Genomic DNA, 25,766 nt, shown 5'->3' with positions numbered 1-25,766 from the left:
CTAAAAGCTCGGTGAAAGACCTTATCCGGGCGGTAGAAAACCGTTATGCTTTGGCCGCTTTGTATGAACGCATTATATTAGCAACTGTTAACCCAAAACCATATGATTGTTAAAACCTTCGGCAGCGCCATCTATGGTGTCAATGCCATCACTATCACCATAGAGGTGAACGTATCTTCACAAGGAAACAGATTTTACATGGTAGGACTGCCAGACAGTGCAGTAAAAGAGAGTGAGCGGCGTATTGAGTCGGCTATTAGTCACCTGGGCTTTAAAATGCCAAGGACAAGAACAGTGGTGAACATGGCGCCGGCCGATATCCGCAAGGCCGGTGCGGCTTATGACCTGCCTATTGCAATAGGCATACTGGGGGCTTCGGGTAAGATACCTGCCGGATCCTTTGCCCGTTATCTGCTGATGGGCGAGTTATCGCTGGATGGCACGGTGCTGCCTATCAGAGGAGCATTGTCTATGGCCATACAAGCGCAGCAGGAGGGTTTCAGCGGCTTTGTACTGCCGGTAGTTAATGCCCGGGAAGCAGCTATGGTGGAGGGCCTTGAAGTATATGGCGTATCTCATCTTTCGGAGGTACTGCAATTTTTCCGGCAACCAGACAGTCTTACGCCGGTGCATGTTTCCGCGCAGGAGCATTTTGGTGTAGGGCAATCTCTTTTTGATGTAGACTTCAGCGACGTAAAAGGGCAGCATAATATCAAACGGGCACTGGAAATAGCTGCAGCCGGAGGACATAATGCGATCCTGATAGGCCCGCCGGGAGCGGGCAAAACCATGCTTGCGCAGCGGCTGGCCACCATCTTACCGCCGCTTACCCTGCAGGAAGCGCTGGAGACCACCAAAATTCATTCTGTAGCCGGCAAACTGCCTGGTCATGCTTCGCTGATATCGAAGCGGCCGTTCCGGTCGCCGCACCATACCATCAGTGATACTGCGCTGGTAGGTGGCGGCAGTATCCCGCAACCTGGCGAGATCTCGCTGGCACATCATGGTGTATTATTCCTGGACGAGCTGCCCGAATTCAAGCGCAAGGTGCTGGAAGTGATGCGTCAGCCACTGGAAGAGCGGCGGGTGACCATCTCCCGCGCCCGTTCTGCTATTGATTTTCCCGCAGGTTTTATGTTGCTTGCTTCCATGAACCCATGTCCATGTGGTTATTTCAACCATCCGGAAAAAGAATGCAGCTGTTCACCCGGGATAGTGCAGAAATACCTCAACAGGGTATCAGGTCCTTTGCTGGACCGTATAGACCTACATGTAGAAGTAACGCCGGTATCTTTCAGCGCCCTGGCAGAAAACAGGGAAGAAGAAAAAAGTACGTATATCCGTGAGCGTGTGATAGCAGCGCGGACGCTGCAGGCGCGGCGTTATGCAGCTTATCCCGGTATTTTCTGCAATGCACAGGTCAACAGCCAGCAGCTGAGAGCACATTGCACCATCAACGACAACTGCAACCAGCTGCTGAAGGATGCCATCCGCCGGTTAAAGCTGTCGGCCAGGGCTTATGACCGCATATTAAAAGTAAGCCGTACCATCGCCGACCTCGCCCGGAGTGAAAGCGTGGAAGTGCCGCACATGGCGGAAGCTATTCAATACAGAAGCCTGGACCGGGAAGGATGGGGCAACTGAAAAGATTTACGATTTAGGAATTTTGAAATTTCTAAATTATGAGTTAAACGACTTCTTCCTTCTGGTATTCTTCGCTCAGTTTTTTCTGTATTTCAGGCGGAACGGGTGCATATTCCGCGAAGGAAGAATGGACCTTGGCCTTTCCCTGGGTAACGTTGCGCAGGGCGGCAAACAGCTTGTCCAGCTCAGCCTGTGGTGTGCGGGCTTTGATGACCTGGTAGCCGTTCAGTGTATCCATTCCCGTTATTACGCTTCTACGGCTTTGCAGTTCACTCATAATATCGCCCATCATGGCATCGGGAGCGGTGGCTTCGATGTCGAATACGGGTTCCAGCAGCTGGGGAGCAGCCTGGTGGAAGGCTTCCCTGAAGGCCATCATGCCGGCGATCTTAAAAGAGATATCGTTGCTGTCTACCGGGTGCATTTTTCCATCATAGACACTCACCCTTATATCACGCACATAGGAACCCGTAAGTGGTCCTTCCTGCATTTTTTCCATCACTCCTTTGAGGATGGAAGGCAGGAAGCGGTTATCTATTGCACCGCCTACGATGCAGTTGTTGAACACCAGTTTACCGCCCCACTGTAGTGGTACTTCTTCGGTTTCCCTGACGGGATATTCCTTCAGCGGGGGCATTCCTTCATACCAGGGTTCTATTTTCATGTACACTTCCCCGAACTGGCCGGCGCCGCCGGACTGTTTTTTATGGCGATAAGACGCCAGTGCCGGTTTACGGATTGTTTCGCGATAGGGTATTTTGGCGGGCAGATAGGCTACCTGCATTTTGTAGATATTTTCCAGTCGCCATTTGGTGACCAGCAGGTGTAAATCTCCCTGACCGTGCAGGATCACCTGTTTCAGTTCCCGGTTGAATTCCACCAGCAGGGTGGGATCTTCCATGTGGATTTCGGCGAGTACTTCGCTCATTTTTTCATCGTCGCTTTTGTTTTTGGCTTCGATGGCCACGCGTACTTTAGGGGTGGGGAACTGTATCGGGTCTATCTGTGCAGCCAGGTTTTTCTCGGAGAGGGTCTGGTTGGTGAAGGTATTTTTCAGTTTGAGGGTACAGCCTATGTCGCCGGCTTTGAGGGACTCAACGTTGTTGCGGTTTTTTCCGTCGGCGATAAACAGCTGGCTGATACGCTCGGTGGTGTTTGCCTCTTCATTGACCAGCTCCATGCCTGGTTTTATTTCCCCGGAGACCACTTTAAAGAAGGAGAGGCGGCCGATATGTGGTTCCTGCAGGGTTTTGAAAACAAAGAGGCAGGGAGGGCCGGCGGGGTCGCAGGGAATCTCTTTACCATCGATGGTGATTTCCGGCGACATTTCGGACGCGGAGGGGGCTACATTGTCGATGAAGCCCATGAGGCGTCCGCTGCCCATATCATTTTTTGCAGAGAGGCAGAATACCGGGAAAATCTGATGTCTGAGCATCCCTATTTTGATACCTTGCCGCAGCTCGTCTTCGTCGAGGCTACCTTTTTCAAAGTATTGTTCCATGAGGGTATCATCATTTTCCGCTGCTTTTTCCACGAGGGCATTGTGCAGGGCTTCGGCTCTTTCCTTTTCGCTATCGGGGATAGGGAGCTTTTCGGGTTTGCCACCATCTTCCGGGAAGCGGTAAAGGGTCATTTTGAGCAGGTCAATAATGGCGTTGAAGCCGTGTCCCTGATTGACGGGGTACTGCATGATAGTGACTGCATTACCGAGGATGCGGGTGGCGTCTTCGACTGTTTTATTGAAGTTTGCCTGTTCGGTATCGAGCTGGTTGACCGCCAGGATGGTAGGCTTTCGGTATTTGTCTACATAATCCCAGATCAGTTCTGTGCCTACCTCTACGCCGTACTGAGCGTTAAGCAGGAGGACAGCGGTATCACACACGCGGATGGCGGAGATCACTTCTCCTATAAAATCTTCCAGGCCAGGGGTATCAATGATGTTGATTTTGTAGTCTTTCCATTCGGTGTGCAATGCAGTGGCATAGACAGAGTTACCGCGCTCGTGTTCTATTTCGTGGTAGTCCGAGATAGTGTTTTTCTCTTCTACTGTTCCGCGCTTGTTGATGATGCCGGCTTCAAACAACATGGTTTCAGAGAGGGTAGTTTTGCCGCTTTTGGGTGCGCCCAACAGTACGATGTTTTTGATATGTTTTTCATCATACGTCTTCATATGTGGAGATTTAATCAGGTAATCGATTATCACCTTTGCCTAACAAAGAACTACTATTAAGTTAACGATTTTTAGTCAAAAAATGACCTTAACATTACCCATAATATGTTACAACATACAGTAACTTTGTGCTCCGAGAAAAATCGATATATGAAATTATTGCTGCATTATTTAAAGAGATATAAATGGCTCGTCGTATTGGCGATGGTATTAGCGAGTATTAACCAGCTTTTTTCTTTGCTGGACCCGATGATTTTTGGTTGGATAATTGACCGGTTTGCTTCACATCCGCATAGTACCGTAAAAGGAGGCACTATATTCAGGCCGGAGGGACAATATCTGACAGGCGTATTGCTGCTCGTTGGCGCTGCTATCGGGGTGGCGATGGTATCCAGGATTGCCAAGGCATTCCAGGATTATGCCGTAAACGTAATTGTGCAGAAATTTGGCGCACAGGTGTATACCGACGGGTTAAAACATTCCTTAAGGCTGCCTTATCAGCAGTTTGAAGATCAGCGCAGCGGTGAAACGCTAGCTATTCTTCAGAAGGTGCGGACAGACTGCGAAAAGTTCATCACTTCCTTTGTAAACGTATTGTTTGTTTCCATGATCGGAGTGGTGTTTGTGATGATATATGCAGCCACGGTACACTGGACCCTGCCACTGGTATATCTGACAGGCTGTATATTGCTGACCGTACTCATGAGTTTACTCAGCCGGAAAATAAAGGTGATCCAGAAAACGATCGTAAAGGAAACCACAGCGCTGGCCGGTTCCACTACCGAATCACTGCGGAATATAGAGCTGGTAAAGAGTCTTGGCCTTACCCAGCAGGAGATCAGAAGGCTGAATTCCACTACTATCAAGATATTGATGCTGGAACTGAAGAAAGTACGCAGTATCCGCAGTATCAGCTTTGTACAGGGCACCTTTGTGAACCTGATGCGGCAGAGTATTCTGTTTCTGCTGTTGTTTTACATCTATCGTGATTATGTGAGCATTGGCCAGCTGATGACGTTACAGCTGTATTCCTTCTTTATTTTCGGCCCTTTACAGGAATTGGGCAATATTATCCTGAACTACAGGGAGGCACAGGTATCGCTGCTGAATTTCCAGAGCATTCTGAGCACACCGGTAGAAGAGACACCGGCCCACCCGATAAGAATCAACCACATTGACGAGCTCACTTTCCGCCATGTAGGTTTCAAACATCTGACAGCGGCCACCAAAGCGCTGGACCAGGTGAACTTCGCAGTGAGTGTGGGCGAGACCATAGCCTTTGTAGGGCCTTCCGGTTCCGGTAAAACCACGCTGGTAAAACTGCTGGTTGGTCTTTACAAACCTAATGAAGGGCATATCCTCTACAATGGTGTAGACGCCAACGAAGCGGATATGGAAGACCTGCGGCACCAGGTAGGTTTTGTAACGCAGGACACGCAGCTGTTTGCCGGCACTATCCGGGAAAATCTGCTGTTTGTGAATCCGGGAGCTTCCGATGCGGAGGTCATGGAGGCGTTGAACAAAGCATCCTGTTATTCTTTGCTGGCAAGGGCCGACAAAGGGCTGGAGACTGTTATCGGTGAAGGAGGTATTAAAATCTCCGGAGGGGAAAAACAGCGGCTGTCCATAGCCAGGGCATTGCTGCGTAAGCCAAGGCTGCTGGTATTTGATGAAGCCACTTCAGCACTGGATTCCATCACAGAAGAAGAGATCACCAAAACAGTAAGGCAGGTGACTGCCAGCAAACAACATATTACGGTGATGATTGCACACCGGTTGAGCACCATTATGCACGCCGACCGTATCTATGTGCTGGAAAAAGGCCGTATTGTGGAAACGGGCAGACATGAGGAATTGCTGGAAGAGAAAGGCTTGTATTATGCCATGTGGCGTCAGCAAATAGGCGAGCGCAAGCTGGAAACAGTCTAGTGAATTAAAAAACTTATTTTTGCACCGAATCAGTGTAAAAATTATGGAACACAAACGCCCAAATTATTTCGTCAGCCTGTTAACGATGAAATGTCCCAAATGCCGGAGAGGAGATATGTACAAAGACAAGAATCCTTTTCATGTCAAGTTTTCGAAGATCTTCAACATGTACGACAATTGTCCGGTATGTGGTCAGAAGTTTGAGTTGGAAACAGGATTCTGGTTTGGGACGGGCTATGTGAGTTATGCGCTTTCCGTAGCATTCAGTGTATTTAATCTTATCTGGTACGCCGTTTTTTTTGGCATCAGCTGGAGAGACAATAGTATATTTATATGGTTGGGTGTAAACGGAGTTTTACTGGTATTGATACAGCCATGGCTGATGCGCATCTCAAGGGTTATTTACCTGTACTTCTTTGTTTATTATGATGAGGATACAGCTTCCCTGCCAGCACAGGTGCATCATCATCCGGAGAAAAACTAAAATGAATATTGTTGAAAATAGTATGGGGCTGTAAAAACAGCCCCTTTCTTTTTCAACCAAAATCTGAACCAATGGTGGTCAGAAAAATTTTACTCTGCAAAACCAATAATAAATAAAGAGGGAAAACTGCTTAGCCATTCGGGCAGGACAATCAATCACACTATCTAAAAGCAGGACGAAGCTACGAATTCCACTAAGATTCCAAACACAAAATTATATAAATGGCAAATCTTTAACCATGAGTTGAAAAAAAACATAGGTGAAATTAATCTTGTAAAGAGAATATTTGTACCTTCAGGATAAGCAGCGGCCATCAGTTTTTTGCGATGAAACTTTGTTAACACAGCTGCTTCGATTCACTCAAAAAACCATATCCAATCCTCCACCAGCCTTCATCTTATATACTTGTTGTTTATTAACAAATAAACCAGCAACTATATGTCTTTTAAAGCAACCATGCTGCTGGAAGGGGAAGAAATGAATGTACTGGAATGTCATTTTACCTTTTCACAGCCTACAGACCATAGCGGCAAGCCCTCCCACAAACCCCGCGGGGGAACCGTTATCATTATTATCGAGTCTAACGGAAGCACCCGGCTTTTTGACTGGATGATTTCCAATACCAGCACTAAAAGCGGTGTTATTACTTTTTTACGGCGGGATGCCTTGTCGCGGATGAAAGAATTACGGTTCTCCGATGCGTATTGCGTCAGGTACACTGAATATTTTAATGCCAGCGGAGCACATCCCATGCAGGTGAAGATGAAGCTTTCAGCCCGTGAGCTGTTGCTGAACCAATCTGTATACCGGAATCCGTGGCCATAAGCAGTATTCGTATATACTTCACTGTTAACCCAATAAATTTTATTGTTTATGCCCTTAAATACATTAACCAGGATATCTATTGACGGGAAATTTTTTTTCCACTTCCGGGAGCTGACCATCGATCAGCGTATAGACGGACATCATACGTTTGAATTATATATTAACCAGGAATGGCTGGTTGTTCAGTCAGATGATATTCCCGGCAGCGGGAAAGATCTGCTGGGCAAAGAGATCTGCATTCATATTGCCCCTGTGGATACTTTACCTCATCTAAAAGCCCTGCATTTCAAAGGGCTGATCACTGCGATCCATACTGGTAAAGAAGGAGATACTTCACAGGGTTTCTGTGTACTGAAAGGAACAGACCCGGGCATCGTACTCGATGGAGAGCCGCAGTTACAGGTATATGAAGCCCAGACACTGGCCGACATCGCCCGGTACTGTTTAAAACCACTGACATCTTATAGCCATTCACAGATAGCACCCGGTAATACGGCACCCCATCCTTATCTGGTGCAGTACAAGGAAAGTAATTTTGTTTTTCTGCAACGGCTGGCAGCACGTTTCGGTGAATGGTTCTTCTATAATGGCCAGCAGATGGTTTTCGGTTCCTATGCTCCAGCTAAAATCATCTTGCAACATCCGGCCGAACTGGTCAACTTTGATATCAGGCTACAACTGGTTTCGAACAACCGCCGCTTCACCAGTTATGATTACCATCAGGGTAGCAGCATTAGTCACGATGTACCTGTTGCCCGCAATGCCGGTATCCACCCCTTAACAGCTATTACACGACAAGCCAGCCAGCAGCTTTATCAGCAGTCCGGCACAGAAAAGCGTACAAGCCCCATGACAGATCTGTTAACACAGTCAAAGCTACACGAAAAAAGACAGCTGGCGACCAGTGTACAGCTAACTGGCTGCAGTGAAAACCCAGGTATCCGTATCGGTGACATTATCCAAGCAGCAGAGTCTATTCCAACCCAGGACCTGGAGGGAACTTTCACCATCACCCATCTTATCCATCACTGCCAGGGAGATGGTGCGTATTATAATCAGTTTACCAGCACCCCCAGCGACTGCTGTATTCCATCCGGTTATGATGGTATTCCTCCCTCCTGCGAAGCACAGAGTGCCATTGTAACCGATAACCATGACCCGGAAGGAATGGGACGCATCCGTATCCGTTATCACTGGCAGCAGCAGGGTAGCTCTCCCTGGATACGGCTGATAACCCCGCATAGTGGTGCCGGCAAAGGTTTTTACTTTATACCCGAAAAGGGAGAAGAAGTATGGATCGACTTTGAAGGAGGTGATCCGGAACTTCCGTTTGCCACCGGGACAGCTTATAACGGTAAAGCCAATACGAAATTCAGTGATACCGACAACAATATCAAAATTATCAAAACGCGTAGCGGGCATACCATACAGATGGATGACAGCCAAGGAGCGGAACAACTGCAGATACACGATCACAACGGCAATATTATTCAGTTGGATACTCACCATGGTAATATCACGATCTCTTCCCCCGGACATTTGCATCTCAAAGCACGGCAGATCAGCATAGAAGCCAGCGAACAGCTCGATCTTCATGCCGGTGAAAACATCACCCAGGGAGCCGGAGAAAACTTTAGTCTCTATGCGGGCAACCATACGACTATACTGTCTACCCACATCATACAACAGGCACAGGAAAGTTTTACGCGCACCTCCCGCAGACTGGAAGAACAGGCAGAAAGCATCCTGCTCAACAGTATCAAGGAAGACCTGACACTAGTATCGTCGGGAACAATTGCTATTAACAGTGTGGAAAAAATAAAACTTTCCTGATATGACAATGCAGTCTGTTACCCCCACAACCCCGGCCCGGCACCTGGTTTGCGAAGGCGCCCTCTGTAGCTGCGACAAAGCAGCAGCGCCCATACCGGTTAAAGTCATTTCACATCAGCGATATTATATTCACGGCATCGGGACTTCCCGGCTGATAGTGACCAGTCATGAAAATGATCAGCGTGCCCTGAATTTTGGCGGTTGTCTGGCCACCAGTCCACCGGTACCTTGTACGGCTGCGCTATTATGGCATATTCCTGTCTCCCAGCGACGTATACAACTGGCCAACGGAGCCTATCCCCTGCCCGACAATGCAACTGCCACCTGTATCGTTAAAGGAGGGCAAATACGTATTCTGACACATGGACAGCTACCCGGCGACAGCAGCCATCATAGCCCGTTTGAGACAGGCAACTTTCCATCGTCAGCTAATACCACCACAATATCTCCGGCATCATCACCTGATCTTTCGGAAACAACACCAGGTATCCGTTCCAATACAATTATATGCCTTGCCGGTCCGGATACCGTAACAACAGAAGCCTCCTGGGAAGTACAATTTGCCCTGCCGCCTACACCAGAAGAAATCAGCTTCCTGTATTGGGTGCTGGAAGATGAACAAGGCAATCAGGAAAATATGTTGCATGGAGACATCCGTTTTACGCATCACTTCCAGCTGCATGGTCAGTTTACCCTGCGGGTGTTTAGTGGAGCAACATCTGAAACGATGTTATCCAAAATGATTGAAGTAGTACCATCCGGCCTTAGCAGCACGCATACGCATTGCAGGCCAGGAGAAACCGTCACCTTCACCCTTCATACCAGCCAAACTGACCATCCTGTTAACTGGGTGCAAACAGATGAAAAAGGCAACACCAGCCCCCTTGCAACAACATCCTCGAACAGTATTCAACAGACCTTTGTACAGCCCGGCAGTTATGTGATACAAGCTATCACTCCGCAACAAACCTGGCAGCTGTCTATTACAGTCTGTCAAAACCTGATTCAATCTATCCATACCGATCAGCCTACCATCACCGGTTCCACTATCACCTTTCATATTCAGCGGATGGTATTTCCGGAGATGAGCCTTCCTGAGAAAAATAAGCTGCACTGGAAACTGGAAGGTCCGGAAAACACCCACTGTCAAGGTGTACAGGCCTTCCGTCATCATTTTACACTGAGTGGGAATTATACACTATATGCCTATCTGTACGACATACACCAGGAAGCTAAACTTCAGTTCACCGTACAAACAGCTATGGTACATAGCGGCAAGTGGATCGATGCAGACGGACAGGTGATCCGTCAGGCTGGTTACAACCAGGAAATCGGCCTCTACTTTGAACATACCGGTCTGGAAACGCAAAAGGTACAGCTGGAAATATATGCCAGACAGACCTTACGAACGACCCTTATTTTAGCAGAGACACTACAGCTGCCCGCCAGCAAAAAAGTATATTACCAACTGAACACCAATAAAACCTTCCAACAAAAGATTCCTCAGACATGGAACGGCCGGGAAGCACACCTCTACTTTCAGATTAAAACAACCACCTTTCCTCTTTTGCATAGTGACCGTACCTTTCCAGGTAACCATACCGAACACCTGCTGATCACTGAAAAACAACAGATCGTGAAAGCCTATTTCACCGATATGCAAGAGCAGCGCACTTATTTTGTAACAGATCATCATCGGGAAATAGCTTTAAAAATATATGCCATCAATCTTAACAATACTGTCCTCGACATCACCTTATTGCGCCTGCAGAGCCCCCACCACCTGCAACGTCCCCTTACCCTATATCCCATTACAGCATTGCAGCCACAGCTTACTCAACATACCGTTTTACACCACTGTCAGTGCACCGTAGATAAAAAAGGAACCGTTTTCCTGAAAGTGCCACTCAACACCCTTCAGCATTACTCGCTGATCTACGCATTGATAAAACTGCCGGGATTTAATGCTGTATACACCCCAAAAATTCTGGTATACCCCGCCGAATGCATAAAACTGAAGGACCCACTGAAAGCCAGTGCCAGCACAGTCATAGAACGGGTACGCATACGTCACCAGCAGTCTTGTGAATCTCTTGTCTGGGGTAATCATGTAAGCTGTGCTTTCAGGAAAAAGGTAATCAACATTGCCCAAAAACTTCAAGCCGATCCCAATCACCTGATGACCTGTATGGCCTTTGAAACCGGTGGTTCCTTCCTTCCTCATCTGCTCAGCGGATACCGGCCGGCGAATACGCCTGCACCTGAAGTCATTACGGATAAACAACTGAGTAATCATGCGGTAGGATTGGTGCAGTTTACTGGAACGGCGATTAGGGATATTAACCAAAGATTCAAATCAACTATATCCAAAAAACAACTAACCATGATGACAGCAGAAGATCAACTGGATTATGTTTATCAATACTTATTGCATTTTAAAGGAAGATTAAATACACTGGAAGATTTCTATATGACAATCCTGAAACCAGAAGGTACAGGAAAGCATGAGGATTATATAGTATTCAGTAAACAAAAGGACTTCGAACTGCATGATCAATGGTACGAGAAAAACAAAGGGCTCGATTCAAATCATGATTTTACTATCACTAAAAAAGAAGTCAGTATAATCATTCACAAAAAATATACTGAAGGACTCAGCCATAAAAATAGTTGCGAACATAACTGTCCTTTGAGCATTGATACTAAGTCATCTTCTGATCAGCACTGGCATCATCCCATTGACAACATACAATTGAGAGGCTGGTATAATTGCTGGGATCCCGATCGTAGCAGATTTGGGATAATTGCAAATCGTAAGAGTGGTAAGCACCAGGGACTGGATTTTTATGCCAGACAGGGATCGCCTGTTTACGCCTGTGTAAACGGCATCATAACAGCATCCTATTACTCTGCATCATATGGATATGTTGTAATACTAAATGGGGACTATAGCAATTCAAACTACTACTTCTTCTATGCTCACTTACAAAACCAATCAAAATATAATACAGGGGATAATGTAACTGCAGGAACCACCATCGGCTATACTGGAAAAACCGGAAATGCAAACAATGTAGAAGCCAATCAGGAGCACCTGCATTTTGAAATCCGAACCAAAAGCAGTGTAGGTAGAGGGTTCGATGGAAGACTGGACCCCATACAAGTTATAAAAGAGCTTGACCAAATAGCAATTACTAATCCTCAAAAAAATCAACAAAATGCAAATGCGATTTAAAATTATCACAGTTTTGTATTTCTTCATTTTTCTGACAGGCTGTAATAGTATCGCACAATCAAGTAACCTCTCAAGGTGGTCTGGGATATACAAGTTCAGCGTTATGACCGATGAAATCAGAGGAGGTATTGAGGTGGGCACCGATTACAAAATCAACATAACCAGGGACAGTTGCCTGTTTACAGCTAATGGGATACAATATGCTTTTAGTGACAAATGTTATATAAAGGCAAATAAGGACACCCTTATGGGCTATTTCTGTTACGACACTGATGGCTTTGTAAGCTATCATGAATGCTCGGTCCCCTTATTCAAAATCTTCAAAAAGGCTGATCAGTATTATATTATTTCCAGTGCAATCCTGGAGGATACCAGCAAAGCCTATGTATTAAAACGTACCCCATGAAGACAAAAAATTCTATAGCTTTATACCGAAATAAACCGTGTACCGTGAACAAAGCTATTATCCTCATATCTTTTTCTATACTATCCTTTGTAGCCTGTAACCCTGCTACTGAGGCTGGCAGCCAGCAGAGCAACAGTAAAGGTATTGTGTCATCCAGGGTGGCAAAGCCGACAGCCTTCAAACTGAGTAGCGGGCATCCTGACAGCAGTAATGCTACCTTTGCTTTATCGGGCATTACCGTATCATTTGTCAATGCACCTGAAGCGCTTCAGACCATCAGCATTCAACAAAATGAAAAACGGCTGATCAATTATATCCGGGCTTTCGATACCACAGAAAAAGTGTTGCCTACACCTTATCTCACGATCAATGGGAAAGACACTGTCATCACTTTCAATATCCGGCAGGATGCATTCCGCTTCAGGATCAAAGACAACAAAGCCACTTACACCAAAACACGGGACACTACCCGTGTTTAACCGATGATATAAAAAAAGGCTGGCCATAAATATGGCCAGCCTGCTATGACTGAAATAATCCGGACAAAAAGCCTATTTGAAATCAATAGGAATTGCCAGTTTAACACTAAAATTACGACCGACGTTGAACACTCCCTGACGACCTGTTAATTCATTAACAGGAGCATATTTCAACCTGCTCAGGTGGTTCTGATATGCCACATCCGTGAAGTTATTCACAGCAAAATGCAGCGAGAACAGTGTTTTATCATGTTTGTTGACAAACTCTGATCCCAGTCCGGCATTGAACAATGTATACCCTTTGGTGGATGTTTCTGTTTCGTAGGCAGCAAAAACATTATTCTGTGCGAAATTCATATCCATCTGTACTCCGATATAAGCGTTACGCAGCGGGCCTCCTACCTTTTTGAATTTGCCTTTCAACTCAGACAACCATCTGGCAGCGGGGATATTAGGCAGATTTTTAGTAGAATCGGTAGCATTGGAAGCAGTACCTCTCACATAAGAGAACGTATTTTCGAAGTGCAACCAGTCTATCGGATGCGGGTGGATGTCCAGCATCAGCTCACCACCATACAGGTTTGCATTTGCCTGCTGGTATTTAAAGGCTGCAAAGCCTTGGGCGTTGTTCTCCACAGGGATGGAGTCTGTACCGGCAACATTGAACAGTTTGCGGGAGAAAATAAAATTATTGATGTGACTGTAAAACAAGCTGGCGGTAAGGGATACGTGCTGAGTGTTAAAATCTACACCCGCATCCACCTGTGTGCTTACTTCCGGCTTCAGGTCCTGGTTTCCATATTCGTATTTAATAGTTCCTTCATGCACACCATTAGCAGACAGTTCTGCAATGTTAGGTGCACGGAAACCACGGGCTGCATTTAACTTCAACACCACGTGGTCGCTGGCTTCATAGCTGAGGCCCACACTTCCGGACACATTGGAAAAGTTACGGTTGAACTTCTCAAATTTGGTTTCACCGGTTGGTGCCGGTTTCCCGTTCGCATCCAGAAACAGCGCCTGGGAATGCAGGGAACGGGTATCAAAACGCAGGCCGCCGCTCAAGGTGAGCTTCTTAAATGTTTTGCTGGTCACCGCAAAAGCACCGAAATCAAACAGGTCGTATGATGGGATCAGGAATTCCTCTCCTTTGTTTCCGTTGTTCTGTTGCATACCGTTTACGCCTACACTGGTCTGCCAGCCGTTCATTTCAGGCAGATAGTATTTTGCAGCGTAATTGAATGTTTTCAGATTGAGCCAGAGTCCGGGTGTATTGGGATTGAGCACCTCTCCGTATTCACGGCGCTGGTTCCATTGATAACCCAGCGTAAGCCCGATACGGCCTCCATTGTGCAGATACAGGCTGTTGTCCCATACCAGCTTCTGGTGGTTGATCTGTTGTTTGGGCACCGTCATGCTGTAGGACTTGTTATCACTGCCGGTAACAGCTACTTCTTCCGCAGTACCGTTATCATTGACAGGTTTCAGGAATTTCCCTTCACTGTTACGCTCTCCTTCTACCAGCCCCAGGTGCTGATTAAAGGAGGTAAAGCTGAGGCGGGAGAAGCCCCATTGTTTATTGATACCGATATTGGCGCCGTAGTTGGTGTTGTTAAAGCGGGAGTTAAATACGTAATCGTCGTACTTGTTTTTATAATCGTGGGCTTGCTTTTGTGTGATATAGGCGCCCCAGCTGAAGCCGTTGTTATTACCGGCAATATCAGCGTGATAAGCCATCAGACCGTTGTTGGTCTGATAGTTGGCTTCTACATTACCTTTTATTTTTCCCTGAGGCAAAGTAGCGGGAGGAACGATATTTACTACGCCGGCCAGCGCATCTGAGCCATACACCAGGGAAGATGGGCCTTTGAGCACTTCAATTTTGCTGACATTATAATCGTCGATTTCGATGCCGTGCTCATCGCCCCATTGCTGTCCTTCCTGGCGGACTCCATCACCCACCACCACTACACGGTTGTAACCCAGACCGCGGATGAATGGTTTGGAGATAGCCGGACCAGTAGAAAGCTGGCTCACACCTGGCACTTTAGCGATCGCATCGATGATATTGGTAGAGATATTATCATCCAGGTAATCCCGACGGATAATGCTGATGGGTGCAGGTGTTTTTTTTACGGAAGTAGCCAGATTTACACCAGTGATCACTACTTCATTTTTTTCGATGAGCGTTTCTGACAGGTCAAAATCTTTGGTCGTGTTCCCGTTGATATTAACCGTTTCGGTATATGCGGCATAACCCATGGAATGTACTTCCACAATATATTTTCCTTTAGGCAGGTTTTTGATGGTATAATTTCCCTGGTTATCGGTAGCTCCCCCTACATGTAGATCTGGCAGATACACGGTAGCACCGGGGATGGGAGTGTGCGTAGTTTTGTCTGTCACTTTACCAGTGAGCACATTGGAGAAAGTACCCTCTTCAGGGTTTCCGGCATAGGCGGATGGTTGTATCAACAACAGGGCGCCCATTAATCCGAGTATAAATACACGCAAATAATGCATAATTGACGAATAAGAAATAAGGAAACAATAAATACCACCGGCTGGTTATGACAACCAGGTAACAGTGCAGTGTATAGAAGAAATCAGGCGATTCCGGATGGAGGCGCTCTGGGAGAAAGATCCCGGTAAGTATCATAGCTGGTTTCCGGCAGGTCCTTCGGATGAAAGACCCAAATCACCAGCCATACCGGTGCGATAAAGGTTGTGGTATATTGCTCGTAAGGCTCCACCCCTATCTGCAGAAATTCGCAGTGGCGGTGTGGCTCTGAAATCGTTATTCCGCCGACCGGACAACGCTCGTCCTGAGTATCATGGTGACCGGCAAATGCGTGTATAAATTCCCGTGGGAGCGTATTAAATGTAAATACCCCCAGCAGGATGATAGCTAATACTCTTTGTATGTAGTTTTTATACACAGCAGCAAAGGTAATAAACTTTACCCATTTGCAACAACGCTGCATTTATTTTGCATTACTTAACTTTCAGCATTGGCCTCACCTGTTGAACAGAACCATTTTGGAAACGGGCGTAATACACGCCGGTAGGCAGATATTCTGCATCAAAAGTAATGGTATAGGTCCCTGGAGAATGTGTTTTATTGACAGGCACACTTACCAGCCGGCCCATGGTATCGAAAATCTGAATCAAGGTATTACCGTTACCGGTAATATAGGTAATGGTGGTGGCGTTCGTGAATGGATTAGGACTGTTGGTGATCAGATGTTTATCATCATTATTAATATCGGGCAGGCCGGTAATAACACCGCAGGCCACGCCACTGATCAATGGCAGGCGCTGGTAGTCTTTCTGCAGTATTTTGTTCAGATCGGTCTGATCTACACAGAACCATTGTTCCAGGATAGAGGCATATACAGAACGGAAGTCGTACTGCATGGGCACGTTATCTGCTACTGTAGTAGCATCGGGGATAGCGGGGGAATTACCCAGCACACCCTGCATGACATAATCCCCGAAAACGATCATGGGTGCGGCAGCGCCATGGTCTGTACCCATACTGAAATTGGATTTGATACGGCGGCCGAATTCAGAGAAAGTCATACCTACCACCCTACGGGAGGCTTTCAAGCCTTTGAGGTCGTCCATAAAGGCTTTAATAGCATCGGAGACACCGCCGAGGAGTTTGGCGTGGCCACCCAGCGTAGTATCTCCGGATTCTGTCTGGCTCGCATGGGTATCAAAGCCACCGGTGCTCACCATATACATGCGGGTTTTGAGGCCGCCAGCGACGAGGCGGGCTACTATCTTCAGCTGATCTGCCAGATAGTTGTTGGCCGGATAAGCGCCCTGGGCGGTGATTTTGGATGCAGCCGACTTGATCGCCTTTTCATAACTATTCGTCTGTTTAGCAATCAGGCGGATATATTCCAGTTCTTTTCCTGCTTTGGTATTCGGGACAGGGTCCATCACCCCATCAATCAGATTATAAAAATCAGTAGCGCTGGTAATGGCCATCCCTCTGCTGGCTTCTGCACCCTGGAAAGCCGGAGAAACGATAGAGCCTATCTGTATCGCCAGCGGATCGGGGTTGTCTGCATTAGGATAGCTGTCCTGCGGTCCAGGGTATTTTGTATCGAGATAACGGCCTCCCCAACCGGCAGACAGTACCTCATTGGAATCTGAACCAGTGAGCCATATGTCTGTAGCCCTGAAGTGGGAAAAATTGGGAGAAGGATAACCTACACTCTGAATGAGACTGACTTTTCCATCATTGTACAGCTGCTGCAGTCCTTTCATGGCGGGATGCAGTCCTGATTTGACATAGTTATCCAGGCGCAGCACTTTCCCTTCCGGAATAGCGATGTTGGTACGGGCAGCCTGGTATTTACCATAAATATCCAGGGGGATGACCATGTTAAGACCATCATTTCCTCCTGTAAGCTGTATCATCACCAGCACATGATCGTTATCAGCAGCACTATTCAGGGCTGCCAGCATAGGGGAGTTTGCAAAAGCTTTGATAGAGAAGCCATTGATAATCGTTGGCAGTATCGCTGCAGGGGCTGTATATTTGAGGAAGTCTCTTCTTTTCATAGAAAGGTTTTTCAGGAATCAGGATAATTGGTATTCCGAAAGGTTCATGATGTATTTGTACAGCGCCTGCAGATGATTCGTCACTTCTTTCGTGTTGGCCGCATCCCCGGGATTGGATTTATAATTGTTCCAGGCACTTGTCCAGTAGCCGTTGGTACTTTGTCCGGCCAGCAGGATGGTGTCTTTCAGGAAAGTCTTCACATTATCGGAAACGCCTACACGATAAAGTATATCCAGCGAATCATTGACCAATGCTACCGGATCGCCGGGGTTGGACAATTTATCAGCAAAAGCCAGCGGATCTATTTTTACATTTTTATAACCCGTGGTGATCATACCATCGCTCAACTGATTCCGCTTTGGCAGGGTGGCGGTATTGATCCACAGCTCATGGAAGGCAGGCTCCTGATAGTAGGCCTCCCAGCCGGCTACCAGTGGAGGGTCACCCAGGTTTTGCAGCATCAGTATCATGATGTTGTGCAGGTCACCCCAGCGTTGGTACTGCGTGGTGTAGTCAGTCGGAAAAACAATACCAAACTCCCGGCACATTCCAATACAAAAGTCCACCGGGCTTTTGATCAGGCAGGCCATATTGAGCGGATCAAAGAAATGTTCACTGGTAAACAGTGCATTGAGTGTTACTTTGATATCGTATCCACTGCTGCGGAAGATCTCTGCCAGTGGCAGGATCACATTATCTTCCGTGGCCTGGTCTATATCGTAGTATACAAAGAAGCGGTACAACTTACGACAGATAAATTTAGCCACTTCCGGTTGTGCGAAGATAATCGTCAACAGGTCGTCTACTTCAGTGGCGCCATCCGGGCCGGTTTTACCGGAGATGACCTTGTTGCCATAGAAGCCGGAGAATTGTTTATTGGTGATATCGTGTTGTGTAGTATTAAAAGTGCTGACGATGGCGCTGCGATCTACGCGGAAGCCTGTCAGTACGCGGGCTGTAGCTCTTACATCATCTTCCGTATAGTGAGAATCCGGACCTTTACCGACGGTAAAAAGCTCGTGTAGTTCGCGGGCATAGTTCTCATCGGCTGCTCCTTTGGAGTTGAGGTAACCGTTGAGGTACACCAGCATAGCAGGATCCAGTGTCACAGCTTTGGCGAGTGCCTTAAAGTTGCCCAATGCATAATGGCGAAGGGTGAGATTGTACTGGTAGATAAAACGGCTATCATTGACCATACTCGTTTCCGTCACGAAGTGATTATGCCAGAAGAGCACCATTTTTTCGTGTATACTTGCCTGTTGGCCTATCATCTGCCCTACCCACCAGGCTTTATAGGAGGCGATTCGTTTTCTTTCCAGCATATCGTCGCCCATAGCGGCCCTAACCCAGGTAGCGCCGGAAGCCACGCCTGTACTGTCTGTACCGTAGTTGTTCACCGGCGGAACAGGATCAGCCTGCGCAGTGAGGAGTGTATCCACCACCTGCTGCATACCCATTCCTTTGAGGGCTTTGATGTTTTCGGGAGAAGCACCGAAAGTGGTACGTTTGAGCAGATGTATCAGCTGTTGGGTACCCCAACTGCCGGTATAAGGAGTAAGCCCGGTAGCAGTACGAACAACAGCTTTGCTGTTACGTGCAGCACGAGAGGGCGATAAGGTCAGGAATTGTCTGCGATCCATAAAGCGATATGGTTGAGATAGGGAGATAGCCTATTATTCAGCCAAATTAGCAAAAATTTTAATTCATCCTGATTAAATTATATTAAAATAATAGGGGCAGGCATCAAAAAAGCCGCAGGAAATATCCTGCGGCCTTGAGCTATAATGTATTACGAAAATCAGTCGATATTCTCAATAATTCCGGCAATACCTTGTCCGCCTCCTACGCAGGCGGTAACGATGCCGTATTTTTTCTTCAAACGTTTCATATCACCGAGTAATTGTACGGTGAGTTTGGCGCCGGTACATCCCAGTGGGTGTCCCAGTGCGATAGCACCGCCGTTGATATTTACAATATCAGGATTGATACCCAGTTCGCGGATCACTGCAATAGACTGTGAGGCGAAAGCTTCGTTCAGTTCAACGAGATCTATGTCCTGAAGCGTTTTACCGGCACGCTGCAATGCTTTTGGTATAGCCGCAACCGGGCCAATACCCATAATACGGGGATGCACCCCCGCAGATACACAGGACACTAACCGGCCTATGGGCTTCAGTCTCAGCTCGTTCACCATTTTCTCGCTCATCACAATCACAAAGGCAGCGCCGTCAGATGTCTGGGAGGAATTACCAGCAGTAACAGAACCACCGGCGGCGAAAACAGGTTTTAATTTAGCCAGTGCGTCCATTGAGGTGTCGGCACGTGGTCCTTCATCGGTATCTACCGTAAAGGAACGTTTTTGTTTTTTTCCTTTTTCATCCACATATACTTCATCCACTGAGATGGGGAGTATACCGGATTTGAAATAACCTTCCTTAATGGCGCGTATGGCTTTCTGGTGGGAATTAAAAGAGAACTCATCCTGGTCCTGGCGGCTCACTTTATATTCATTGGCCACTGCTTCAGCGGTGAGTCCCATGCCTATATAATAATCAGGAGTGGTGCTGGCCACAGTATAGTTGGGCACAGTTTTCCAGCCTGCCACAGGCACCAGGCTCATACTTTCTGTACCACCTGCGATGATACAGTCGGCCATCCCTGATTGTATTTTAGCGGTTGCAATAGCGATTGTTTCGAGGCCGGAGGCGCAGTAACGGTTGACCGTCATTCCCGGGATATCGATGCCCAGTGCTCTGACAGAGATCATGCGGCCTATCTGCAGGCCTTGTTCTGCTTCAGGGACAGCATTACCAACGATCAGGTCGTCCACCCGCTTTGGGTCCAGCTGCGGAACAGATTTCAGCAAACCGGAAATAACATCTACTGCCAGGTCATCAGGCCTGTAAAAACGAAATCCGCCCCTTTTAGCTTTTCCCACCGCAGTGCGGTATCCAGCTACTATGTACGCTTCTTGCATGAAAAAATAATTTTATAATGAGCTAACGGTTAGATTATCAAGATGATGGATTTTTATCCACATTTTACCATCTTACCAAATTTAATTAAATAAACTACATAAATATGCTGCAGAACAGTTAAATTTGTTGGCATCGATTTTTTGACTCTGTAGCTCAGTTGGTAGAGCAGCTGACTCTTAATCAGCGGGTCTAGGGTTCGAGTCCCTACAGGGTCACTTGAAACTTAATTCACCCAATCTTAGTTTTACTGAGGTTGGGTGTTTTCTTTTACTGGTGGTTTGTTTCCACAGAAAAGGAAATAAAGAGAGATAAAGAAAGATTAAATTTCCGTGTACCCCAACATGTACCCCTAAAAAGTTGGGGACGCATGGAAATCGCTAACCTGCCAACTTGAAAACAATTTGTGTGCCTGGGTAATTGTAAATCCAACAGCTACTTGATTCATCAGTATTTATAAGCTGCGGCTAAGGATCCGGAGCATTAAAAATAATGTTGCTATTCCGTTCGTCATGCGTGTCCATCAGCAAGGCTAAGGATAGAAATTTTCCCGTTTATTATCTTGATCGAGTAATATTTACGCAGGATAAAAGAAAATTTTGGATAATAATCATCCGGATTATTATTTTTGTATCGATCATTACAGAAATAAAATGAGAGGGAGACCAGCTACATATGATAATGATGCGGTGGTGCTCAAAGCCCAGGAAGTATTCTGGGAAAAGGGTTACAGCGCTACGTCTTTGCAGGACCTGCAAAACGCTACACAGATGGGTAGCGGTAGTTTGTACAACACATTCAGGGGCGGTAAAAAGGAACTTTTTTCAAAGGCGCTGCAGCAGCGACGGGAGGCTTTCCAGGCGTTTAAGAAGGAATTGAAACAATGTGTTTCGCCGATGGATCTGATCAGGGACTTTTTCCGCAGTGTGGCATTGGCAGACGAGCATACACACCTGAGGGGATGTATTGTGGCCAATACGGTAACAGCACTGGCTTTTATCGATAACGACCTGGAAGCGGAAGCCGTTAGTATATTAAAGGATGTAGAAAAAATGTTTACTGACACCATCCGGGAAGCCCAGCGTACAGGCGCTGTTACCAATCCTGCGGATGCTGCCGTTTTAGGTAGATATTTAATTACCTGCTGGAACGGTCTCAATGTAACCAGACGAATGCACCCTCATAAAGTAAAGCTGAAGGAGCTCATCGAAATGCAACTGAGCATACTGCGCTAAAATTTTTTGTTTAATTATGTAACAATCATTACAAAAATATATTTATGGATTTACAATTAAGCGGTAAGACAGCCTTTATCAGCGGCTCTACCCAGGGAATAGGATTTGCCATTGCCCGGCAGCTGCTACAGGAAGGTGCGGAGGTGATACTTCATGGAAGAACATCCGCTAAAGTGGACATCACGGTGCAAAAACTCCGGACGGAATTTCCAACGGCAGCCATCAGCGGATGGGCGGCGGATCTCAGCATCCCGGAAGAGACAGAAAACCTGTTACGGCAGTTGCCTGCAGTGGATATACTGGTCAACAATGCAGGCGTATTTGGATTAAGAGATTTTGAGTCGACAACAGACGATGAGTGGAATGATATTTTCCAGGTGAATGTGATGAGTGCGGTAAGGCTCTCCAGGCAAGTATTACAAGGGATGCTGTCCCGGAATTGGGGTCGGATTATTTTTATCAGCAGCGAGTCAGGCATGAATATTCCGGGCAATATGATTCATTACGGTGTCACGAAAGCTGCTATGCTGGCCCTGGGTAACGGGTTGTCAAAACTCACCAAAGGTACAGCGGTAACAGTCAATACAATCCTGGGAGGTCCTGCTTACTCGGAAGGTGTTGCGTCTGCGACGGAACATCTGGCAGCGCTACATCAACAGCCTGTGGGGGTGATAAAGGAACAGATCATACAAAGTACCAATCCGCACTCATTGCTGGGACGTTTTATCGAACCTGCTGAAATAGCCAGCCTGGCGGCATATTTAGCCAGCCCATTGTCTTCCGCCATCAACGGCGCCTCTCTAAGGGCCGATGGTGGGGTGTTGAGAACGTTGTAGTTTGAGTGACTGGCATAGTCGCCACCAAATTTAAAGTATACTTACTGCGTTAGATTCATTGTGCTATTGAAAACACGCAGCTATAGGTTGGGTTATAGAGCCATCTGTACCCAGCTTGCAAGCCTCTTTAAATCTTCCATAAAAAAGTTCGAAAAACGTACCGAAGGGGTCACTTTTTATTTAATTCGCCCAATTTTGATTTTACTAAGGTTGGGCGTTTTTCTTTACCGGACAAGGCTTTCAGGAGGAAGCCAAATAAAACGGAGAAAAGAGAAAACAATATTTCGTGTTATGAGGCAAATCGATTTATTACCTACCTCCGTTCTCTTTTCGGCACTGACATAACCAACGAACTGATTCAACGATACCAGATAGATACGTCCGGAAACCGCTGGCCGGGAGCTACAGTATTTTGGTGGATTGATATATCCGGCAATGTAAGGGCCGCACAGGTAAAACAGTTTGATCATACCGGTCATACTGCCAAATCAAAGGATAATAGTTCCCGAACAACATGGATACACAGTATTTTAAAGTACAACCATGAATCGAAAGAGGAGAGCCTTCCCGGCTGGTTGTCTGCTTATTTGGAACAAAGCGGAAGCTTCGCCAGCTGCATGTATGGAGAACATCTTTTAACAGAGAATACAGGTAAGCCGGCAGCTATTGTAGAAGCACCGGCAACGGCTATCGTCGCAAGTATATACCTTTCGGCTTTTGTTTGGCTGGCAGCTGGTAGTCTGTCTTACCTTACTACTGAACGGTGTCAGGCGCTTGCCGGCAGAGCGGATGGCCGGGCCTTTATCCTATGGAGCAACAAAGCCCGTGAGCTGGCCGGTATTGCGAGTGTCACGGTATCTAACTTGCTGGAACGTTGCGCCACTGCAACAGAGCGCGACCGAGGGCTAGACTTGCGGGATTATCTTACGCGGTTAGATTACCGGGAATTTCAGCCAGCACCACCGCCGCAGGACAAATACACGCTTACCATTGATGGACAAGAACACGAAATCAACGCCATTGCGGTTATAATGGAAATTGATAATTGCAAGATTGTGACCTACATGTTAAGAAATGCTGTTGATTGTCTTCTTTCCCCATTGAAAAACTGTTGAAAGATGTGACATACTGAGGCCCCATTTGCACGTATATAAGCTGTGCAGCACCTTAGCAGTGGCTACTACCCTGCGCAGCGTATAAAGGTCGTGCTGTAAAATCCGCCCCTACACGGAGCGGATTTTTTGCCTAATTGATTTGCACAAACATGACTTGATTGTCTATTACCCCGGCAGCTCCTGCGCTTTGGTAAATATCATGAATCGAATAAGAGTCCCCAATATTTGCTTGGACAATAATCCCGCCTCCTATAAAGGTGCGATATATTCCATTTACAGCTATGGTCCCCTGCATAACATATTGTCCGTTATAGCCATAGGTAATTTCAAACCAAATATCCTGGGTTGCCTGCGTAGTGTGAGCCGTGGCCTTTGCGTCATGTACGGTAGAAAAAGGAATAAGGCCCAGTAAAAGGGATAAGGCGGTTAAAAAGACTAGCTTTTTCATATGGTTTGGGTTTTACCAAAGTTAATTTGTCCTCGTGCGTCAGCCCGTCAGTATACATGGTTGATTGCCCCTTTTCCCGTTGAAAAACTGTTGAAAGATCTGTCATAATATGACACCATTTGTCACTGAAATAGGGCAATGAGGAAGATTAAATCTTCACATTCCCTAGTGATTTAGATATCAGATCTACGTAAATGGAACTATTTACAGCCTGATAGCTGGCGTAGCGGCACTCTGAGTTGGAGCCGAGGCGGTACGGTACACAGCCGGATAAGTTTTTGTGTCAACATAGTTGCAACTGGGCCTTATTTACAGCTATCCTACAGCTGTCAGGAACAGTCAATTTGCTACGAAGTCAAACTAACAGCCCTGACCAGCAACCTGGGAGTCTGGAGGGTCTGGTATTTTATTTGTCCGCTGACGGGTAAACGCTGTCGGAAACTATTTTTATCAAATGTTATTGTCATTCCTATAAAACTATCTAGCTTTTTTTTAAAAAGTTTTATGAAAACTGAATCCCTATCTTTGTATAGATGGTATTAAAAATACCACATCGTGATAACTCAAAATAATCTGAACCAGCATTAACCCGGACATTTGTTTAGAAAACCCTTTTTAATCGTTAATATACTATTCTCAGGTACCACCAGCAATGATGCTTGCATAAGGCATTAATATCACTCTGCGTCTATCCATTTTTTTATTAATCACTTAACCCTTTATGTATGAAAAGCGCTAATCTTTTCCTTACCCTCACTGTAGTATCAGTATTTATGATGAGCAGCTGCCGTAAAGATCTGGCAACAGATACGAATCCGCAGCAGAATGCCCAGACTCTCAACGCCCAGATTAAAGACGGACAAAAAACCATTACTCTCGGCGTCGGCTACGAAAAAGCCGGTAGCCAGGACGACGCGACCGTTTACAGCCACCCGGATTGGGTTAACCGGAATTTTAGTACTGAGGTGGATTTCCTCGCCCTTTCGTGGACCTTCCAGGGCGTACCTGGTACCGGCCGTCAGTTCTTTAAATTCAATGGCCTTAGCACTATTCCGTCGGGCACTACGATCATCTCAGCTACACTTACATTAACCGGTGTAAGTACCAGCGTGGCTGCCCCGCAGGGTAACTCCTACTATCCAGGCTCCCCATACAATTCCTTCGGCACTAACCCCGCCTGGGTGAAACGCGTAACAGGCACGTGGACAGGAAACACCATCACCTGGAATAACCAGCCATCTACCACTACCACCAATGCAGTAACTGTTCCTGCTTCCACCTCACAGTGGAATTATAGTGTAACCCTTAACGTTACTGCACTGGTACAGGACATCATCAACAGCGGACAGAATAACGGCTTTAGTCTGCAACTGCAGACAGAAGCTTACTACCGCAGCCTTATCTTCACAGGCCCCCGCAATGCAGATGTCAGCAATCGTCCGAAACTGGTGATTACATACGAGATATAGACAGTATTATCAACCGGTATTTTACCAGACATTGGAATGCTAATACAGTAACAGTCGCATACATTGCGTAAAGCCGCATTTTTTATTCTCGTGTATTCATTTCAGTT

At 46.6% G+C, this 25,766-nt stretch carries 19 protein-coding genes and 1 tRNA gene; 13 read left to right on the top strand and 7 right to left on the bottom strand.

Annotated features, from left to right (window positions below; genetic code table 11):
* The first annotated feature begins 102 nt into the window (after positions 1–102).
* The gene (locus tag KD145_RS23330) at positions 103–1,644 is read left to right on the top strand and encodes a YifB family Mg chelatase-like AAA ATPase (RefSeq protein WP_212002087.1); all 1,542 of its coding nucleotides are present in this window, start codon (positions 103–105) and stop codon (positions 1,642–1,644) included.
* Between the two features lie 43 nt (positions 1,645–1,687).
* Here the strand turns inward: KD145_RS23330 and KD145_RS23325 are convergent, their stop codons facing one another.
* Entirely contained in the window at positions 1,688–3,814 is a 2,127-nt protein-coding gene (locus tag KD145_RS23325; protein ID WP_212002085.1) for a translation factor GTPase family protein, read from the bottom strand.
* 150 nt (positions 3,815–3,964) lie between these two features.
* Between KD145_RS23325 and KD145_RS23320 the strand changes: the two genes are divergently transcribed.
* The 7 genes from KD145_RS23320 to KD145_RS23295 all read left to right on the top strand — a co-directional run bounded on the left by KD145_RS23320 (position 3,965) and on the right by KD145_RS23295 (position 13,005).
* Entirely contained in the window at positions 3,965–5,743 is a 1,779-nt protein-coding gene (locus tag KD145_RS23320) for an ABC transporter ATP-binding protein (protein ID WP_212002084.1), read from the top strand.
* A gap of 43 nt (positions 5,744–5,786) precedes the next feature.
* Entirely contained in the window at positions 5,787–6,227 is a 441-nt protein-coding gene (locus tag KD145_RS23315; RefSeq protein WP_212002083.1) for a DUF983 domain-containing protein, read from the top strand.
* A gap of 438 nt (positions 6,228–6,665) precedes the next feature.
* On the top strand, positions 6,666–7,052 hold the full coding sequence (gene tssD / locus KD145_RS23310; protein WP_113615348.1) for a type VI secretion system tube protein TssD: 387 nt from the start codon (positions 6,666–6,668) through the stop codon (positions 7,050–7,052).
* A gap of 48 nt (positions 7,053–7,100) precedes the next feature.
* The gene (locus KD145_RS23305; RefSeq protein ID WP_212002081.1) at positions 7,101–8,885 is read left to right on the top strand and encodes a type VI secretion system Vgr family protein; all 1,785 of its coding nucleotides are present in this window, start codon (positions 7,101–7,103) and stop codon (positions 8,883–8,885) included.
* Position 8,886: 1 nt separating this feature from the next.
* Positions 8,887–12,120, top strand: coding sequence for a peptidoglycan DD-metalloendopeptidase family protein (locus tag KD145_RS23300; protein ID WP_212002079.1), 3,234 nt, complete (start codon positions 8,887–8,889; stop codon positions 12,118–12,120).
* Positions 12,104–12,526 carry a DUF5991 domain-containing protein gene (locus KD145_RS32615; RefSeq protein WP_374223487.1) on the top strand — a complete coding sequence of 141 codons (423 nt, stop codon included), beginning with the start codon at positions 12,104–12,106 and terminating at the stop codon, positions 12,524–12,526. The genes KD145_RS23300 and KD145_RS32615 overlap by 17 nt, the downstream gene beginning before the upstream one ends.
* 44 nt (positions 12,527–12,570) lie before the next feature.
* Positions 12,571–13,005, top strand: a complete 435-nt coding sequence (locus KD145_RS23295) for a hypothetical protein (protein ID WP_212002077.1) — start codon at positions 12,571–12,573, stop codon at positions 13,003–13,005.
* 72 nt (positions 13,006–13,077) lie between these two features.
* Here KD145_RS23295 and KD145_RS23290 read toward each other — a convergent pair whose 3' ends face one another.
* From KD145_RS23290 to KD145_RS23270, 5 genes are all read right to left on the bottom strand, one after another.
* Complete coding sequence (locus KD145_RS23290) at positions 13,078–15,528, bottom strand: TonB-dependent receptor (RefSeq protein WP_374223486.1); 2,451 nt, start codon at positions 15,526–15,528, stop codon at positions 13,078–13,080.
* A gap of 83 nt (positions 15,529–15,611) precedes the next feature.
* Positions 15,612–15,989 (bottom strand): hypothetical protein, encoded by a 378-nt coding sequence (locus tag KD145_RS23285; RefSeq protein ID WP_212002069.1) that lies wholly within the window; start codon positions 15,987–15,989, stop codon positions 15,612–15,614.
* Between the two features lie 10 nt (positions 15,990–15,999).
* Positions 16,000–17,580, bottom strand: coding sequence for a DUF1501 domain-containing protein (locus KD145_RS23280; RefSeq protein WP_212002067.1), 1,581 nt, complete (start codon positions 17,578–17,580; stop codon positions 16,000–16,002).
* Positions 17,581–17,598: 18 nt separating this feature from the next.
* Positions 17,599–19,221, bottom strand: coding sequence for a DUF1800 family protein (locus tag KD145_RS23275; protein ID WP_212002065.1), 1,623 nt, complete (start codon positions 19,219–19,221; stop codon positions 17,599–17,601).
* Positions 19,222–19,379: 158 nt separating this feature from the next.
* Complete coding sequence (locus KD145_RS23270) at positions 19,380–20,558, bottom strand: acetyl-CoA C-acyltransferase (RefSeq protein ID WP_212002063.1); 1,179 nt, start codon at positions 20,556–20,558, stop codon at positions 19,380–19,382.
* A gap of 143 nt (positions 20,559–20,701) precedes the next feature.
* On the opposite strand from KD145_RS23270, the gene KD145_RS23265 reads away from it, so the two are divergent.
* From KD145_RS23265 to KD145_RS23250, 4 genes are all read left to right on the top strand, one after another.
* Positions 20,702–20,774 (top strand) — tRNA-Lys (locus tag KD145_RS23265).
* Positions 20,775–21,209: 435 nt separating this feature from the next.
* Positions 21,210–21,791 (top strand): TetR/AcrR family transcriptional regulator, encoded by a 582-nt coding sequence (locus tag KD145_RS23260; RefSeq protein WP_212002061.1) that lies wholly within the window; start codon positions 21,210–21,212, stop codon positions 21,789–21,791.
* 44 nt (positions 21,792–21,835) lie between these two features.
* Complete coding sequence (locus KD145_RS23255) at positions 21,836–22,627, top strand: SDR family NAD(P)-dependent oxidoreductase (protein WP_212002060.1); 792 nt, start codon at positions 21,836–21,838, stop codon at positions 22,625–22,627.
* Positions 22,628–22,758: 131 nt separating this feature from the next.
* A complete protein-coding gene (locus tag KD145_RS23250; RefSeq protein ID WP_308219049.1) occupies positions 22,759–23,742 on the top strand; it encodes a DUF6371 domain-containing protein in 984 nt (327 codons plus the stop codon).
* 130 nt (positions 23,743–23,872) lie between these two features.
* Here KD145_RS23250 and KD145_RS23245 read toward each other — a convergent pair whose 3' ends face one another.
* On the bottom strand, positions 23,873–24,190 hold the full coding sequence (locus tag KD145_RS23245; protein WP_212002056.1) for a hypothetical protein: 318 nt from the start codon (positions 24,188–24,190) through the stop codon (positions 23,873–23,875).
* A 725-nt stretch (positions 24,191–24,915) separates the two neighbouring features.
* Here KD145_RS23245 and KD145_RS23240 point away from each other — a divergent pair.
* A complete protein-coding gene (locus tag KD145_RS23240; protein WP_212002054.1) occupies positions 24,916–25,659 on the top strand; it encodes a DNRLRE domain-containing protein in 744 nt (247 codons plus the stop codon).
* Positions 25,660–25,766 lie beyond the last annotated feature (107 nt).

Source organism: Chitinophaga sp. HK235 (genome assembly GCF_018255755.1).
In the GTDB taxonomy this organism is placed as follows: domain Bacteria; phylum Bacteroidota; class Bacteroidia; order Chitinophagales; family Chitinophagaceae; genus Chitinophaga.
The sequence above is the reverse complement of the archived record's forward strand: the minus strand, read 5'-3'. Positions and strand labels throughout refer to the sequence as shown.

Coding starts and splice junctions, on each gene's coding strand:
- KD145_RS23245 (WP_212002056.1), bottom strand. CDS start 24,190: ATGAAAAAGCTAGTCTTTTTAACCGCCTTATCCCTTTTACTGGGCCTT.
- KD145_RS32615 (WP_374223487.1), top strand. CDS start 12,104: ATGCAAATGCGATTTAAAATTATCACAGTTTTGTATTTCTTCATTTTT.
- KD145_RS23270 (WP_212002063.1), bottom strand. CDS start 20,558: ATGCAAGAAGCGTACATAGTAGCTGGATACCGCACTGCGGTGGGAAAA.
- KD145_RS23275 (WP_212002065.1), bottom strand. CDS start 19,221: ATGGATCGCAGACAATTCCTGACCTTATCGCCCTCTCGTGCTGCACGT.
- KD145_RS23240 (WP_212002054.1), top strand. CDS start 24,916: ATGAAAAGCGCTAATCTTTTCCTTACCCTCACTGTAGTATCAGTATTT.
- KD145_RS23260 (WP_212002061.1), top strand. CDS start 21,210: ATGAGAGGGAGACCAGCTACATATGATAATGATGCGGTGGTGCTCAAA.
- KD145_RS23300 (WP_212002079.1), top strand. CDS start 8,887: ATGACAATGCAGTCTGTTACCCCCACAACCCCGGCCCGGCACCTGGTT.
- KD145_RS23280 (WP_212002067.1), bottom strand. CDS start 17,580: ATGAAAAGAAGAGACTTCCTCAAATATACAGCCCCTGCAGCGATACTG.
- KD145_RS23315 (WP_212002083.1), top strand. CDS start 5,787: ATGGAACACAAACGCCCAAATTATTTCGTCAGCCTGTTAACGATGAAA.
- KD145_RS23305 (WP_212002081.1), top strand. CDS start 7,101: ATGCCCTTAAATACATTAACCAGGATATCTATTGACGGGAAATTTTTT.
- tssD (WP_113615348.1), top strand. CDS start 6,666: ATGTCTTTTAAAGCAACCATGCTGCTGGAAGGGGAAGAAATGAATGTA.
- KD145_RS23285 (WP_212002069.1), bottom strand. CDS start 15,989: ATGCAGCGTTGTTGCAAATGGGTAAAGTTTATTACCTTTGCTGCTGTG.
- KD145_RS23330 (WP_212002087.1), top strand. CDS start 103: ATGATTGTTAAAACCTTCGGCAGCGCCATCTATGGTGTCAATGCCATC.
- KD145_RS23290 (WP_374223486.1), bottom strand. CDS start 15,528: ATGCATTATTTGCGTGTATTTATACTCGGATTAATGGGCGCCCTGTTG.
- KD145_RS23325 (WP_212002085.1), bottom strand. CDS start 3,814: ATGAAGACGTATGATGAAAAACATATCAAAAACATCGTACTGTTGGGC.
- KD145_RS23255 (WP_212002060.1), top strand. CDS start 21,836: ATGGATTTACAATTAAGCGGTAAGACAGCCTTTATCAGCGGCTCTACC.
- KD145_RS23320 (WP_212002084.1), top strand. CDS start 3,965: ATGAAATTATTGCTGCATTATTTAAAGAGATATAAATGGCTCGTCGTA.